At 59.1% G+C, this 15548-nt stretch carries 12 protein-coding genes; 8 read left to right on the top strand and 4 right to left on the bottom strand.

All coding sequences use genetic code 11. The features are described from left to right. Positions 1–40: 40 nt before the first annotated feature. From acnD to FEZ21_RS09380, 4 genes are all read right to left on the bottom strand, one after another. Positions 41–2632: a Fe/S-dependent 2-methylisocitrate dehydratase AcnD gene (acnD, locus tag FEZ21_RS09395; RefSeq protein WP_003442643.1), complete on the bottom strand. Its 2592-nt coding sequence runs from the start codon at positions 2630–2632 to the stop codon at positions 41–43. Between the two features lie 134 nt (positions 2633–2766). Further along, positions 2767–3894 carry a 2-methylcitrate synthase gene (gene prpC / locus FEZ21_RS09390; RefSeq protein WP_003442646.1) on the bottom strand — a complete coding sequence of 376 codons (1128 nt, stop codon included), beginning with the start codon at positions 3892–3894 and terminating at the stop codon, positions 2767–2769. A 101-nt stretch (positions 3895–3995) separates the two neighbouring features. Next, positions 3996–4883: a methylisocitrate lyase gene (gene prpB, locus FEZ21_RS09385; protein ID WP_003442649.1), complete on the bottom strand. Its 888-nt coding sequence runs from the start codon at positions 4881–4883 to the stop codon at positions 3996–3998. Beyond that, entirely contained in the window at positions 4880–5602 is a 723-nt protein-coding gene (locus FEZ21_RS09380; protein ID WP_003442652.1) for a GntR family transcriptional regulator, read from the bottom strand. Before FEZ21_RS09380 ends, prpB begins: the two co-directional genes overlap by 4 nt. Positions 5603–5881: 279 nt before the next feature. Between FEZ21_RS09380 and FEZ21_RS09375 the strand changes: the two genes are divergently transcribed. The 8 genes from FEZ21_RS09375 to FEZ21_RS09340 all read left to right on the top strand — a co-directional run bounded on the left by FEZ21_RS09375 (position 5882) and on the right by FEZ21_RS09340 (position 15461). Continuing rightward, complete coding sequence (locus FEZ21_RS09375; protein ID WP_003442655.1) at positions 5882–6418, top strand: ATP-dependent zinc protease; 537 nt, start codon at positions 5882–5884, stop codon at positions 6416–6418. Positions 6419–6423: 5 nt separating this feature from the next. After that, a complete protein-coding gene (locus FEZ21_RS09370; protein ID WP_003442656.1) occupies positions 6424–7956 on the top strand; it encodes an inactive transglutaminase family protein in 1533 nt (510 codons plus the stop codon). Further along, complete coding sequence (locus tag FEZ21_RS09365) at positions 7956–8939, top strand: alpha-L-glutamate ligase-like protein (RefSeq protein WP_003442658.1); 984 nt, start codon at positions 7956–7958, stop codon at positions 8937–8939. The genes FEZ21_RS09370 and FEZ21_RS09365 overlap by 1 nt, the downstream gene beginning before the upstream one ends. A 204-nt stretch (positions 8940–9143) precedes the next feature. After that, positions 9144–10487 (top strand): aminodeoxychorismate synthase component I, encoded by a 1344-nt coding sequence (pabB, locus tag FEZ21_RS09360; RefSeq protein WP_160626933.1) that lies wholly within the window; start codon positions 9144–9146, stop codon positions 10485–10487. A 68-nt stretch (positions 10488–10555) separates the two neighbouring features. Beyond that, entirely contained in the window at positions 10556–11290 is a 735-nt protein-coding gene (locus FEZ21_RS09355; protein ID WP_003442671.1) for a phosphoadenylyl-sulfate reductase, read from the top strand. A gap of 143 nt (positions 11291–11433) precedes the next feature. Continuing rightward, positions 11434–11952 carry a sigma-70 family RNA polymerase sigma factor gene (locus FEZ21_RS09350; RefSeq protein ID WP_160626931.1) on the top strand — a complete coding sequence of 173 codons (519 nt, stop codon included), beginning with the start codon at positions 11434–11436 and terminating at the stop codon, positions 11950–11952. A 7-nt stretch (positions 11953–11959) separates the two neighbouring features. Next, positions 11960–12946 (top strand): FecR family protein, encoded by a 987-nt coding sequence (locus tag FEZ21_RS09345; RefSeq protein WP_003442684.1) that lies wholly within the window; start codon positions 11960–11962, stop codon positions 12944–12946. A gap of 76 nt (positions 12947–13022) precedes the next feature. Continuing rightward, positions 13023–15461, top strand: coding sequence for a TonB-dependent siderophore receptor (locus FEZ21_RS09340; RefSeq protein WP_160626929.1), 2439 nt, complete (start codon positions 13023–13025; stop codon positions 15459–15461). The last annotated feature ends 87 nt before the right edge of the window (positions 15462–15548 follow it).

Below are 15548 nucleotides of genomic sequence, written 5' to 3'. Positions count from 1 at the left end.
ATTCCTGTTAGGGCCGGGGCGCCAGGCCCCGGCACTGCTATTAAGCCGTGGCCGATTCCAGGAAGTCCTGGGCAAAGCGCTGCAACACGCCGCCCGCTTCGTAGATCGAGACTTCTTCAGCGGTGTCCAGACGGCACATCACCGGCACCTCGACGCGCTCGCCGTTGTTGCGGGTAATCACCAGGGTCAGCGTGGCACGCGGGGTGCGCTCGCCGATCACGTCGTAAGTCTCGCTGCCGTCAATCTGCAGGGTTTTACGATTGGTGCCCGGCATGAACTCCAGCGGCAACACGCCCATGCCGACCAGGTTGGTACGGTGAATCCGCTCAAAGCCCTCTGCCGCAATGGCTTCGACCCCGGCCAGACGCACGCCCTTGGCCGCCCAGTCACGGGACGAGCCCTGACCGTAGTCGGCGCCGGCAATGATGATCAACGGCTGCTTGCGATCCATGTAGGTTTCAATCGCTTCCCACATGCGCATCACCTGGCCTTCAGGCTCAAGACGGGTCAATGAGCCCTGCTTGACCTTGCCGTCCTCGATCACCATTTCGTTGAACAGTTTGGGGTTGGCAAAGGTGGCACGTTGCGCGGTCAGGTGGTCGCCACGGTGGGTTGCATAGGAGTTGAAGTCGACTTCCGGCAGGCCCATTTTCGCCAGATACTCACCTGCGGCACTGTCGAGCATGATCGCGTTGGACGGCGACAGGTGATCGGTGGTGATGTTGTCCGGCAGCACTGCCAGCGGGCGCATGCCCTTGAGCGGACGTGCACCGGCCAGTGCCCCTTCCCAATACGGCGGACGACGAATGTAAGTGCTTTGCGGGCGCCAGTCGTAGAGCGGCTCGACTTTCGGGCCGGTGTCTTCGTGAATGGCGAACATCGGAATATAAACCTGGCGGAACTGCTCCGGCTTGACCGAGCGCTTGACCACGGCGTCGATTTCTTCGTCGCTTGGCCAGATATCTTTCAGACGCACTTCGTTGCCGCTGGCATCCAGGCCCAACACATCTTTTTCGATATCGAAACGGATGGTCCCGGCAATTGCATAGGCCACTACCAAAGGCGGCGAAGCCAGAAATGCCTGCTTGGCGTACGGGTGAATCCGCCCGTCAAAGTTGCGGTTGCCCGAGAGCACGGCCGTCGCGTAGAGATCGCGATCGATGATCTCCTGCTGCACTTGCGGATCCAGCGCACCGGACATGCCATTGCAGGTGGTACAGGCAAAAGCGACCACACCAAAGCCCAGTTGCTCAAGCTCATCGGTCAGACCGGCTTCGTCCAGATACAGCGCGACGGTTTTCGAACCCGGTGCCAACGACGACTTGACCCAAGGCTTGCGGGTCAGCCCCAGTTTGTTGGCGTTGCGGGCGATCAGGCCTGCCGCAATCACGTTACGCGGGTTGCTCGTGTTGGTGCAGCTGGTGATGGCCGCAATAATTACCGCGCCGTCAGGCATTTGCCCCGGCACGTCGTCCCACTGACCGGCAATGCCCTTGGCCGCGAGGTCGCTGGTGGCGACGCGGGCGTGGGGGTTGCTCGGGCCGGCCATGTTGCGCACGACACTGGACAGGTCAAAGCTCAAGCCACGCTCATACTCAGCATGCTTGAGACTGTCGCCCCACAGCCCGGTGAGCCTGGCGTAGTTTTCGACCAACTGCACTTGCTGGTCTTCACGACCGGTCAGCTTGAGGTAGTCGATGGTTTGTTGGTCGATGTAGAACATCGCAGCCGTGGCGCCGTATTCCGGGGCCATGTTGGAGATGGTGGCGCGGTCCCCCAGGGTCAGCGCCGCAGCACCTTCGCCGAAGAACTCCAGCCAGGCACCGACGACTTTTTGCTTGCGCAGATACTCGGTCAGCGCCAGCACCATATCGGTAGCGGTAATGCCCGGCTGCAGCTTGCCGGTCAGCTCGACGCCGACGATTTCCGGCAGGCGCATCCAGGAGGCACGACCGAGCATCACGCTCTCGGCTTCAAGACCGCCGACGCCAATGGCAATGACGCCCAGCGAATCAACGTGGGGGGTGTGGCTGTCGGTGCCGACGCAGGTATCGGGGAATGCCACACCGTCACGCACCTGAATCACCGGAGACATTTTCTCCAGGTTGATCTGGTGCATGATGCCGTTGCCTGGCGGGATCACATCGACGTTTTTGAAGGCTTTTTTGGTCCACTCGATAAAGTGGAACCGGTCTTCGTTACGGCGATCCTCGATGGCGCGGTTCTTTTCAAACGCCTCGGGATCGGTGCCGTCACGCTCAACCGCCAACGAGTGATCGACAATCAGCTGGGTCGGGACCACCGGGTTCACTTGCGCCGGGTCGCCCCCTTGCAGGGCAATGGCGTCGCGCAAACCGGCGAGGTCGACCAGCGCGGTCTGCCCGAGAATGTCGTGGCACACCACTCGCGCCGGGAACCACGGAAAGTCGAGATCGCGTTTGCGTTCAATCAACTGGCTCAATGAGGCGTTCAGGGTCGCAGGATCACAGCGACGCACCAGGTTTTCGGCCAGTACCCGGGAGGTGTATGGCAGGGTGTCATAAGCACCGGGTTTGATCGCATCGACTGCCGCGCGGGTGTCGAAATAATCCAGCCGGGTGCCCGGTAGTGTTTTGCGAAATTCAGTATTCATGGCGTGGGACTCGATCACGGTTAGGTCTGAGGCGGCTCACCCCTCCTGCAGAAGCGGGCTTGCTCGCGAGCTTTTCAAAGAGCTCACGGGCAAGCTCGCTCCTGCAGGGTGGACAGGTTCAAGCCGCCTGCTGGTCAGCGGCGCTCGATTGGCACGAACTTGCGCTGTTCGACGCCGATGTACTCGGCACTCGGGCGGATGATGCGGTTGTTGGCGCGCTGTTCGAACACGTGCGCAGCCCAGCCGGTCAGGCGTGAGCAGACAAAGATCGGGGTGAACAGCTTGGTTGGAATGCCCATGAAGTGATACGCCGAGGCATGGTAGAAGTCGGCGTTGGGGAACAGCTTCTTTTGCTCCCACATGGTTTGGTCGATGGCTTCGGAAACCGGGAACAACGTGGTGTCACCCACTTCGTCAGCGAGTTTTTTCGACCAGCCCTTGATCACTTCGTTACGCGGATCGCTGTCTTTATAGATCGCGTGGCCAAAGCCCATGATCTTGTCTTTGCGCGCCAGCATCTCGAGGGTGCCCTTGACCGCCTCTTCTGCCGAGCCGAAACGCTCGATCATTTCCATTGCCGCTTCGTTGGCGCCACCGTGCAGTGGCCCGCGCAACGTGCCGATGGCGGCCGTGACGCACGAGTACAGGTCGGACAGGGTCGAAGCACAGACCCGGGCGGTGAATGTCGAGGCGTTGAATTCGTGCTCGGCATACAGAATCAGCGACACGTTCATCACTTTGACGTGCAGTTCGCTCGGCTTCTTGTCGTGCAGCAGGTGCAGGAAGTGCCCGCCAATGGACTCTTCATCGGTCACGCAATTGATGCGCAGACCGTCATGGCTGAAGCGATACCAGTAGCACATGATTGCCGGGAAAGCGGCCAGCAGGCGATCGGTTACATCGCGCTCACGGGCAAAATCCAGCTCGGGCTCAAGGTTGCCCAGGAACGAGCAGCCGGTACGCATCACATCCATCGGATGGGCGTCGGCGGGGATGCGCTCCAGCACTTCCTTGAGGGCCTGCGGCAAATCACGCAGGGTTTTGAGTTTGGCCATATAGGCCGCCAGCTCGGTTTTGTTCGGCAGTTCACCGTACAGCAGCAGATAGGCTACTTCTTCAAAGCGGGCTTCGGCGGCCAGCTCACGGACGTCATAACCACGATAAGTGAGACCTGCGCCTTCCTGGCCAACGGTCGACAAGGCTGTTTGCCCGGCCACCTGGCCGCGTAATCCGGCGCCACTCAATACTTTTGCTTCGGCCATTGCGCTCTCCAATCTTGAATTTGTTAGGGATTCGGCAACTACAGGGTTCTATACCTATCCCTGCAGGAGCAAGCTCGCTCCTGCAGGATCATGGAATTGTGTTACTTCTTGGCGGCAAACACGGCGTCGAGCTTTTGCTCGAAGCTGTGGTAGTTGATGGCGTCGTACAGTTCCATGCGGGTTTGCATGGTGTCGATCACGTTCTGCTGGGTGCCGTCACGGCGGATGGCGCCGTAGACGTTTTCAGCAGCCTTGTTCATCGCCCGGAAAGCCGAGAGCGGGTACAGCACCAGCGATACATCGGCACCGGCCAGTTGCTCGGTGGTGTACAGCGGTGTCGAGCCAAACTCGGTGATGTTGGCCAGAATCGGCGCCTTCACCCGATTGGCGAACAGTTTGTACATCTCGAGTTCGGTAATGGCTTCCGGGAAGACCATGTCGGCACCGGCTTCAACACAGGCTGCTGCACGTTCCAGCGCCGACTCCAGGCCCTCGACCGCCAGCGCATCGGTGCGTGCCATGATCACGAAGCTGTCATCGGTACGGGCGTCAACTGCTGCTTTGATGCGGTCGACCATCTCTTGCAGCGAGACGATTTCCTTGTTCGGGCGATGACCGCAACGCTTGGCACCGACCTGGTCTTCGATATGAATCGCCGCCGCGCCAAACTTGATCATCGACTTGACGGTGCGCGACACGTTGAAGAACGAGGAGCCAAAGCCGGTATCCACGTCCACCAGCAGCGGCAGGTCGCAGACGTCGGTAATGCGACGGACGTCGGTCAGCACATCGTCCAGGCCGGTAATGCCCAGGTCCGGCACCCCCAAAGATCCCGCTGCAACACCGCCACCCGACAGATAAATTGCCTTGAAGCCGGCACGCTTGGCCAGCAGTGCATGGTTGGCGTTGATCGCACCCACAACCTGCAGCGGATGTTCACTGGCGACTGCGTCACGGAAACGCTGGCCTGGACTGTTTTTATTGCTCATGACTCACCTCGTGGAGTGGCTGTCTGCTGGGCGCTGTCTTGGTAGTGACGCGCAATATTGCGTTTCGACGCGCCGATATGGCGGCGCATCAATAACTCGGCCAGTTCGCCGTCGCGATCGGCAATGGCATCAAGAATCCGGTGGTGCTCGGCGAATGCCTGGTGCGGGCGATTGGGGGTGGTGGAAAACTGGATGCGGTACATGCGCACCAGCTGGTACAGCTCGCCGCACAGCATCTGGGTCAGGGTGCGATTACCGCTGCCTTGAATGATCTTGTAATGAAAATCGAAGTCGCCTTCCTGCTGGTAGTAACCGACACCCGCCTGGAACGCCTCATCGCGCTCATGGGTTTCGAGCACCCGACGCAACTCGGCGATGTCTTCATCACTCATGCGCTCGGCGGCCAGGCGGCAGGCCATACCTTCGAGGGACTCGCGAATTTCGTAGAGTTCGATCAGTTCGGCGTGGTTCAGCGACACCACCCGGGCCCCGACATGGGGGATGCGCACCAGCAGGCGCTGACCTTCGAGACGGTGAATGGCTTCACGCAATGGCCCACGGCTGATGCCGTAGGTGCGGGCCAGTTCGGGCTCGGAGATCTTGCTGCCGGGGGCGATTTCACCTTTGACAATAGCCGCCTGAATACGCCGAAACACGTTCTCCGACAGGGTTTCAGAATCGTCCTGAGCGATAGCGGCGGGCTCTAGTGCTTGCAGCATATTGTCGACACCTTTCAAATCAATGACGCCAAAACTAGCGATTCAACGCCAAATAGTCAAAGTATAAATAGGTATTGTCGACAATATCCCGATACGACCTTAGTTTAATCGACAGCCAGTTCCCCCCCATAAAAGCGCCGCAACGCTGGCGCCATAAAACCTTCATGTTAGAATGCCGGCCGCATCCGCCCTGCCCCGTCCACGGGCAGCCGCACGAGGAAACTTGCTCTGTACTGCCAGTGCCTTGAACTGAAGATTGCAAGAGACGTGCCCCGATTTATGAAATTTTTCCCCCTCTACACCCTTCTTTGTCTGCTGTGCGTACCGGGCTTGAGCCTTGGTGCCGAGAAAACCGTGTACGGCCTCAATGAATATGCCGAACTGGCCGGCATCGATCTGCAAGTGGCCGCCAAACTCGATACCGGAGCCAAAACCGCATCCCTCAGCGCACGCGACATAAAGCGTTTCAAACGCGATGGAGAGAGCTGGGTCCGCTTTTATCTGGCCATCGATGACGCCCACTCGCACCCCATCGAACGCCCGCTGGCCCGGGTCAGCAAGATCAAACGCCGCTCGGGTGACTATGATCCCCAGTCCGACAAGAACTACACCTCGCGCCCGGTCATTGCCCTGGAAATCTGCATGGGCAAAGCTTTACGCACAATCGAAGTGAACTTGACTGATAGAAGTGCGTTCCAATACCCGCTGCTGATCGGCTCCGAAGCACTCAAGCGCTTTGATGCGCTGGTCGACCCAAGTCTTAAATACGCTGCTGGCAAACCTGCCTGCGTCGCTAACGCTCAAACCGCAGAGTAATTGAAATGCGCGCGCTTACCCTTCACCTGAAAATCCTGATCACCGTCCTCGTGGTGCTGGGCATTTCGATTACTGCCTATCAGATTTTTGCTCTCGGCATTCCTGTGACCGAAGACGCGACCGACGACCTGTGGAACATCGATGCCAAAGTCGAGTTCGTCGCCAGCTCTAAAGACCCGGTCAAGATCCAGATGTTCGTACCGCCGCTCAACCGCGACTACGTCAGCCTGAACGAAAGCTTTATCTCCAATAACTACGGTGTCAGCGTCAACCGGGTGGATGGCAACCGCAAGGTGACCTGGTCCGCACGCCGGGTCAGCGGCAAGCAGACCCTTTATTACCGTCTGGTGCTGACCAAGCGCTATTCGGGTGACAAGACCAAGCTCAAAGGCCCGGTCTTCCGTGACAGCATTGCCGTTGAAGGCCCGGAAAAAATCGCCGCCGAAGCACTGCTGGCGCCCATTCGCCAGCACTCTGCCGACGTCGAAACCTTTATCAGCGAAACCATCAAACGGGTGAACAACCCTAACGATGACAACGTGAAACTGCTGCTGGCGGGTGACCCCTCCACCCCGCACAAAGCCCAGGTCATCGAGCTGCTGTTGTCGATAGCCCACGTGCCGATGGAAAAAGTCCACACCATCCGCCTGGTGGCCGATCAACCACAGAACCCTGAACTGTGGCTGCGCAGCTTCAACGGTAACGACTGGCTGTATTTCAACCCGGAAACCGGTGAGCAGGGCCTGCCCTCCGACCGCCTGCTGTGGTGGATCGGCGATGAGCCAATGGTCACCGTCGATGGCGGCAAGAAGCCCAACGTGACCTTCAGCCTGAACAACAGCGAAATGAACGCCATTCGCCTGGCCAAGCTGACGGACGAGAACACCGACGCCAACTTCCTTGAGTACTCGCTGTACGGCTTGCCACTGCAAACCCAGCAAACCTTCATGATCATGGTGATGATCCCGATTGGCGTGCTGGTGATTCTGGTACTGCGCAACCTGATCGGCCTGCAAACCCTGGGTACCTTCACCCCGGTACTGATAGCCCTGGCGTTCCGCGAAACCCAGCTGGAGTTCGGCATCATCCTGTTTACGGTGATAACGGCACTCGGATTAATGTTGCGCTCCTATCTGGAGCACCTGAAGCTGCAAATGCTGCCGCGACTGTCCGTGGTACTGACCTTCGTGGTGATACTGATCGCTGCCATCAGTCTGTTCAGTCACAAACTGGGTCTGGAACGCGGACTGTCGGTGGCACTGTTCCCGATGGTGATTCTGACCATGACCATCGAGCGCCTGTCGATTACCTGGGAAGAACGTGGCGGCGGCCATGCGATGAAAGTCGCAGTCGGAACCCTGTTTGCCGCTACGCTGGCGTACCTGATCATGAGCATTCCGGAGCTGGTGTACTTCATCTTCACCTTCCCGGCAGTGCTGCTGATTCTGGTGGGCTTCATGCTGGCCATGGGTCGCTATCGCGGCTACCGCCTGACCGAACTGGTGCGTTTCAAGGCCTTCCTGAAGGCTGACTCCTGATGTTTGGCTTCTGGAAAACCTGGAAGGCCCTGGAAGCCCGAGGCATCATGGGCATCAATCGGCGCAACGCGGACTATGTACTCAAGTACAACAAGCGCAGCCTGTATCCGATTGTGGATGACAAGATCATCACCAAGGAACGCGCCATTGCAGCCGGCATTCACGTACCGGAAATGTATGGCGTGATTTCCACCGAAAAAGAAATCGAAAAACTCGACGAGATCATCGGTGGCCGTAACGACTTTGTGATCAAGCCCGCCCAGGGTGCGGGCGGCGACGGCATTCTGGTGATAGCCGACCGTTTCGAAGACCGTTTTCGCACGGTCTCGGGCAAGATCATCAGCCACGAAGAAATCGAGCATCAGGTTTCGAGCATTCTGACCGGCCTTTACTCGCTGGGCGGCCACCGCGACCGGGCACTGATCGAGTACCGGGTGATCCCGGACCAGATATTCAAAAGCATCAGCTACGAAGGCGTGCCGGATATTCGCATCATTGTCTTGATGGGCTACCCGGTGATGGCCATGTTGCGCCTGCCGACCCGACAATCGGGGGGCAAGGCCAACCTGCACCAGGGTGCAATCGGGGTCGGTGTCGATCTGGCGACCGGCCTGACCCTGCGGGGCACCTGGCTGAACAACATCATCAGCAAACACCCCGACACCACCAATGCGGTGGACGGCGTGCAACTGCCCAACTGGGACGGCTTCATGAAGCTGGCTGCCGGCTGCTATGAATTGTGCGGGCTGGGCTATATCGGGGTCGACATGGTGCTCGACCAGGAAAAAGGCCCGCTGATTCTGGAGCTCAATGCCCGCCCGGGCCTGAATATCCAGATTGCCAACGACTGTGGCCTGACGCTGCGTACCCACGCAGTAGAAGCACACCTCGAAGAGCTGGCCGCCAAAGGCATCAAAGAAACCCCGGAAGAGCGCATGCGCTTTGCCCAGGAATTGTTCGGGCATATTCACTCCGCCGAATAAAGCCGGCCCGCACAAGACGCTGACAAGCCCGGCGGGGGCCGGCTTGCCGGCGATGGCCTCAATGCGGCCCGACAGACAACCGCATTACAGGCATCGCTGGCAAGCCGACTCCCACAGACTCTTGCCACCGCTCCCTCAAGGCTTGGTTGCTGCCCTGCACAGGATTACAATCGCCACCCCGCTCCGATGGCTGATTGGCTTCGCATGTTGACCTGCTCTGTACACCCCCTGCCCTACCACGCCAATCCCGCCGAGTATTTTGCGGCGGTACGCCATGCGCCCGGTGCCGTACTGCTCGACAGCGGCCGCCCTGCAGCCGAGCGCGGCCGTTATGACCTGCTGAGCGCCTGGCCACTGCAAGAGCTGACTGTGGGGCCAAGCGAGTCGGGGCGCGAATTTTTACAGCGCCTGCGGGAAAACCTGAACCAACTCGGCAACGCCAGCCTTCCGGCCAACTATGAACTGCCGTTTGCCGGCGGCCTGATCGGCTACCTGAGCTACGACTTCGGCCGTCGGCTTGAGCAGCTCCCTGCCCGGTCACGGGATGACCTGCAATTGCCCGACGCACAACTGGGCCTGTACGCCTGGGCATTGATCAGCGATCACCAGCAACTCACCAGCCAACTGGTGTTTCACCCGCGCCTGGCTGACGGCGAACGCGAACGCCTGATTGCGCTGTTCAGCCAGCCGGCGCCGGCGGCGAACCCGGGGTTCTCGCTCAAGCGGCCCATGCAGCCGGATATCAGCGCCAGCCAGTATGAGCAGGCACTGGAGCAGATTCAGCGCTACATCCAGGCCGGCGACTGCTACCAGGTCAACTACACCCAGCGCTTCAGCGCCCCTTGCCAGGGCGATAGCTGGACCGCCTATTGCGCACTGCGGGCCGCCTGCCCGACACCCTTTTCAGGATTTATGCGCCTGACGGACAGCAACGCGATTTTGAGCCTGTCACCGGAGCGCTTTGTGCGGGTCAGCAACAATCAAGTGGAAACCCGCCCGATCAAAGGCACCCGCCCGCGGGGCAAAGACAGCAGCGAAGATGCGGCGAACGCCGCCGAACTGCTGGCCAGCCCCAAGGACCGCGCTGAAAACCTGATGATTGTCGATTTGCTGCGCAATGACCTGGGGCGTACCTGCCATACTGGCTCGGTCAGCGTCCCGCAGCTGTTTAGCCTCGAAAGCTATCCCAATGTTCACCACCTGGTGAGCAGCGTGACCGGGCAACTGGCTGAAGGCAAAGACGCCCTCGACCTGATCGGCGACAGCTTCCCTGGCGGCTCGATTACCGGCGCCCCGAAAATCCGCGCGATGCAAATCATTGATCAGCTGGAACCGACAAGACGCAGCATTTACTGCGGTTCGCTCATGTATCTGGACGTACGCGGCGAGATGGACAGTTCCATTGCGATTCGCAGCCTGCTGATCAAGGACGGGCAAGTGAGCTGCTGGGGCGGCGGCGGTATCGTCGCCGACTCGCACTGGCAGGACGAATACCAGGAATCGATCACCAAGGTCAAAGTGCTGCTCGATACGCTGCAAACCCTGTAGCCCGCGGTTTTTGCTAACATCGCCGCACTAGAGAGCGCCAAGCGCCATTCACTGTAGGAAGCCGCCTGATGAGCCATACGTTCAACGTCGCCGAACTCGCCGCGACATACGCCAGCAAGTCCCCCCAGGACATTCTCAAACTCGCCTTTGAACATTTTGGCGACGAGCTCTGGATTTCCTTCAGCGGCGCCGAAGATGTGGTGCTGGTGGACATGGCCTGGAAGCTGAACAAGAACGTCAAAGTCTTCAGCCTCGACACCGGCCGGCTGCACCCCGAGACCTACAGGTTTATCGAGCAGGTGCGCGAGCACTACCAGATCCAGATCGAGCTGATTTCGCCGGATCAAAGCAAACTTGAGCCGTTCGTTAAAGAAAAAGGCCTGTTCAGCTTCTATAAGGACGGCCACGGCGAGTGCTGTGGCGTGCGCAAAATCGAGCCGCTACGCCGCAAACTGTCGACCGTAAAGGCCTGGGCCACCGGCCAGCGTCGCGATCAGAGCCCGGGCACCCGCAGCCAGGTGGCAGCACTGGAAATTGACGGTGCGTTCTCCACCCCCGAACGTGCGTTGTACAAATTCAACCCGCTGGCACAAATGACCAGCGAGGAAGTCTGGGGCTACATCCGCATGCTGGAGTTGCCGTACAACAGCCTGCACGAGCGCGGTTTTATCAGCATCGGCTGCGAACCCTGCACCCGCCCGGTGCTGCCAAATCAGCACGAGCGCGAAGGTCGCTGGTGGTGGGAAGAAGCCACGCAAAAAGAGTGCGGCCTGCATGCCGGCAACCTGATCGCCAAAAACTGATCCCCCCCTCCCCTGTAGGCGCGAGCTCTTGAACAGCTCGCGCCTACAAACAAGCTTGCTCCTGCATTCATTCTCAGTTGCGTTTACCCCGGACTTGCATTCAGAATTAGTAATAATTCTCAATAACGTCTGAGCCACGACCTATGTCAACGGGTGAACCCGCGTTCCAGGCCGCGATTACCAATCTGTACAGCGAGCATCACGGCTGGCTGTTTGGCTGGCTGCGCAGAAAACTCGGCTGCGCCCAGAATGCCGCAGACCTGGCACAAGACACCTTTACCCGAATCCTCAACGCCCGCGAGTCGGTAGCCACCCTGCGTGAGCCCCGGGCGTTTTTGAGCACCACGGCACGACGCCTGATCATTGATCAGGTGCGCCGCAAACAAATCGAAAACGCCTATCTGCAAGAACTTGCGCTTACCGCACAAGCCCTTGAAGGCTTTCAATCCCCCGAGCAGATCCTCACCACACTGGAAGCTCTCGAACACATCGCGTTCATTCTGGAAGGCATGCAGGACAAGGTTCGCCAGGCCTTTGTCCTGTACTACCTCGATGGCCTGAAACAGAGCGAGATCGCCCGGCAACTGGCACTGTCTGATCGCACGGTGCGCAAGTACCTGATCCAGGCCTTGCTGCACTGCAGCCATAGCCTGGATACCTGATAAAGCCATGCCCGAGCCCCACCCGACCATTGACGAGCAAGCCGCCGAGTGGATTCTTCAACTGCATGAAGAGGCCGCCAACGATGCGCTGCGTCTGCAGTTCGAGTGCTGGAAACAACAAAGTGCGCAACACGCAGCCGCCGCCCTGCGCATGCAAGAGGTGATCAGCCGCCTGCAAGCGTTGCGCGGGCAATCCGCCCCGGCCAAGGCCGCACTCACTGCCGCCTTTGGCGGGCGCAAACCTGCAGCCCGAGGCAAGCGGGTATTACGCGCATTACTGATTGCCGGCTGCCTGGGCCTACCCGGCGCACTGCTCTTGCAAAGCCAGTATCCAAAGCAATGGATGGCCGACATCAGGACCGGCCCCAATGACTGGAAAACCCTGCGTCTGGCCGACAACTCAACGCTCACTCTTAGCGGTACCAGTGCAGTGAATGTGCACTTCAACGGCCAGGAACGGCGTATCGAGGTACTGCTAGGCGAAGTCCTGGTGGAGGTTGCTCACGACAGCGCCCGGCCCTTTATTGTGCAGACCGACGAGGGCAGCATGCGCGCGCTGGGCACCCGCTTCGTGGTCAAACATCTGCACGACACCACTGTGTTGAGCATGCTGCAGTCGCGCGTCGCCGCACAGAGCGCTGACGAACGACAGACCCTGGAGGTCGACACTGGCTCCCGGGCGCTGATCCGCCGCGACTCGGTCGAACTTTCCGGTACGCTCGACCCCGCCAGCATTGATCAGGCATGGCGAGATCACCAACTGGTGGTGGATAACCAGCCCCTGACCCGGGTGCTCGATGAAATTTCCCGACATCGGCGCGGCCATATCCAGTTTGACCGTCAGGCCCTGGCCAATTTGCGCGTATCGGCTGTATTGCCGCTGGATAACACCGATCGGGCGCTGCAATTGATCGCTGAAACCCTGCCGCTGACGATAAAAACCTATACCCCGTGGCTGGTGGTGATCAGCCAGGCGCAACAATCTAAAGAATAATTATTCGCATTAGTTCCGCTTTTTTCTAGCCAGCCGTCAAGGTAGATACATAGAACCCTAAAGGACTGCGCTCTCCATGCTGACTTCCTCCCACCCTCGCGGGCGTTTTAGCCCGCGGGCCTGCACCCCGCTGGCCCTGGCCATTCACTTGATTGTCGCTTCGGCGACTGGCGTGCTGTGCAGCACCGTCGCCCAGGCGCAGTCGGCATCGGTACAGACCTATGACATTCCATCCGGCCCGCTGAGCAGTGCCCTGAACCGTTTTGCACAACAGGCCGGGGTAGCGATTATTTTTCAGCCCGCCAACCTTGAGGGGCTGACGACTCCCGGCCTGCACGGCACCTACAACGAGCCTTCCGGATTCGAAGCCTTGTTGCGTGGCAGTGGCTATACCGCAGTCAAAAGTGCCAATGGCTACATGCTCGAGGCACTGCCTGCGGCGGGCGGCAGCCTGGAACTGGGCGCCACCCAAGTCAGCGCCAACCAATTGGGCACCATCACTGAAGGTTCGGGCTCCTACACCCCCGGCAGCATTGCGACTGCTACGCGCATGGTGCTGACACCGCGCGAAACCCCACAGTCGATCTCTGTGGTAACACGCCAGGCGATGGACGATTTCGGTCTCAACTCGATCGATGACGTGATGCGCCACACCCCCGGCATCACCGTTGCGACCTATGACAGTGACCGCACCAGCTACTATTCCCGCGGTTTTGCGATCAAGAACTTTCAGTACGACGGCATCCCGATCCTGCAAGACCCGCAGTACTCTGCCGGGCACACCCTTACCGACACGGCAATTTACGACCGGGTCGAAGTTCTCAAGGGTGCAACCGGGTTGCTCACCGGCGCAGGCGGCCCCGGCGGCACCATCAATATGGTACGCAAAAAACCGACAAGCGAGTTCAAGGCCCACGTGGATGTGGGCGCAGGATCCTGGGACAACTACCGTTCCGAGATCGACGTCAGCGGCCCGCTGACCGAAAGCGGCAATGTGCGTGGCCGGGCCGTTGCGGCCTATCAGGACAAGCACTCGTTCATGGACCACTACCAGCGCGACAGCGAGGTTTACTACGGCATTGTGGAAGTGGACCTGACCCCGGACACCCTGCTGACTCTCGGCGCCGATTATCAGAACAACCATCCAAAAGGCTCCAGCTGGTCGGGCAGTGCCTCGCTGTTCAACTCCGCCGGCGAGCGCATCAGCACCCCTCGTTCGTTCAACAACGGCGCCAAATGGAGCAGTTGGGAGCAATACACACGCACGGTTTTTTCAACCCTGGAGCACAGCTTTGATAACGGCTGGGTAGTCAAAGGCCAGTACAACCACCAGGTCAACGGCTACAACGCACCGCTCGGCGCATTGCTGGACCCGGACGCAAGCACCGGACTGGCGCCAATGCTGGCCCGCAAGTACACCGGCGAATACGTCAGCGACAGTGGCGACCTGTTTGCCAGCGGTCCATTCAGCTTGCTGGGGCGCGAACATCAATTGGTGGTCGGCGGCTCGGTAGCTAAATCGCACTGGACCGGCAAGGACTACACCAACGCCAAAATGGTCGACAACGCCTATGACTACTACAACTGGGATGGCGACAGCCTGGAACCGGACTGGGGCAACGTAACCTCCTACAACGATGAAACAACGCGCCAGACCGGTACTTACATGACCGCACGCTTGAGCCTCACCGATGATCTGACGCTAATGCTCGGTACACGGGTGGCCGATTACACCCTGACGGGCACCAGCCATGCAAAAGACACCGGCAAGGTACTGCCCTACGCCGGGGTGATCTACGACCTCAACGAAAATATTTCTGCCTATGCCAGCTATACCGAAATCTTTTTGCCGCAGTCGTATTACCGCGATCGCGACAACAAGATGCTTGAGCCCGATGAAGGCACCAACTATGAACTGGGTTTGAAGGGCGAGTTCTTTGATGGTCGCCTCAATTCAAGTCTGGCCTACTTCGAGGTCCATCAGGACAACCGGCCTGAAGCAGACACTGCCTACAACGCCCATCCGACCAATCCGGACATTGAATACGCCTATAAAGGCATCAAAGCCAAAACCAGAGGCTACGAAGCGGAAATTTCTGGCGAGCTCATGCCCGGCTGGCAGTTGCAGGCGGGTTATACGCACAAGATCAGCCGTGATCAGAACGGTAAAAAGGTATCGACCTGGGAGCCCGAGGATCAAATCAATCTGTACACCAGCTACAAGCTGACCGGCGACCTCGACAAACTGACCCTGGGTGGCGGGGTTCGCTGGCAGGGTACGGGCTGGCAAATGCTGACCAACTGGAATAAAGGCGGGGTCGAGGAGAAGTTTTCACAGGATCCGTACTGGCTGGTTGACCTGATGGCTCGCTACCAGTTTACGAAAAACCTCTCGGCCAGCGTCAACCTGAACAACCTGTTCGACAAGTCGTACTACACCAACATCGGTTTCTATAACTCGTCGTACTACGGTGACCCGCGCAATGTGATGGTCAGTACCCGCTGGGATTTCTAAAACAGGCTGAACTGAATTTTTTGCAATAAACCCCCTGTAGGAGCGAGCTTGCTCGCGAGCTCTTCGTTGCTGCGTTGAAATGCTCGC

Origin of the sequence: Pseudomonas sp. 9.1(2019), from assembly GCF_009910445.1 — a bacterium.
Taxonomy (GTDB): domain Bacteria; phylum Pseudomonadota; class Gammaproteobacteria; order Pseudomonadales; family Pseudomonadaceae; genus Aquipseudomonas; species Aquipseudomonas paraversuta.
The sequence above is the reverse complement of the archived record's forward strand: the minus strand, read 5'-3'. Positions and strand labels throughout refer to the sequence as shown.

Excerpts from the sequence above, each read along its gene's own strand:
- FEZ21_RS09355 (WP_003442671.1), top strand. The coding sequence starts at position 10,556 with ATGAGCCATACGTTCAACGTCGCCGAACTCGCCGCGACATACGCCAGC.
- FEZ21_RS09375 (WP_003442655.1), top strand. The coding sequence starts at position 5,882 with ATGAAATTTTTCCCCCTCTACACCCTTCTTTGTCTGCTGTGCGTACCG.
- FEZ21_RS09365 (WP_003442658.1), top strand. The coding sequence starts at position 7,956 with ATGTTTGGCTTCTGGAAAACCTGGAAGGCCCTGGAAGCCCGAGGCATC.
- FEZ21_RS09350 (WP_160626931.1), top strand. The coding sequence starts at position 11,434 with ATGTCAACGGGTGAACCCGCGTTCCAGGCCGCGATTACCAATCTGTAC.
- prpB (WP_003442649.1), bottom strand. The coding sequence starts at position 4,883 with ATGAGCAATAAAAACAGTCCAGGCCAGCGTTTCCGTGACGCAGTCGCC.
- FEZ21_RS09370 (WP_003442656.1), top strand. The coding sequence starts at position 6,424 with ATGCGCGCGCTTACCCTTCACCTGAAAATCCTGATCACCGTCCTCGTG.
- pabB (WP_160626933.1), top strand. The coding sequence starts at position 9,144 with ATGTTGACCTGCTCTGTACACCCCCTGCCCTACCACGCCAATCCCGCC.
- acnD (WP_003442643.1), bottom strand. The coding sequence starts at position 2,632 with ATGAATACTGAATTTCGCAAAACACTACCGGGCACCCGGCTGGATTAT.
- FEZ21_RS09380 (WP_003442652.1), bottom strand. The coding sequence starts at position 5,602 with ATGCTGCAAGCACTAGAGCCCGCCGCTATCGCTCAGGACGATTCTGAA.
- prpC (WP_003442646.1), bottom strand. The coding sequence starts at position 3,894 with ATGGCCGAAGCAAAAGTATTGAGTGGCGCCGGATTACGCGGCCAGGTG.
- FEZ21_RS09340 (WP_160626929.1), top strand. The coding sequence starts at position 13,023 with ATGCTGACTTCCTCCCACCCTCGCGGGCGTTTTAGCCCGCGGGCCTGC.
- FEZ21_RS09345 (WP_003442684.1), top strand. The coding sequence starts at position 11,960 with ATGCCCGAGCCCCACCCGACCATTGACGAGCAAGCCGCCGAGTGGATT.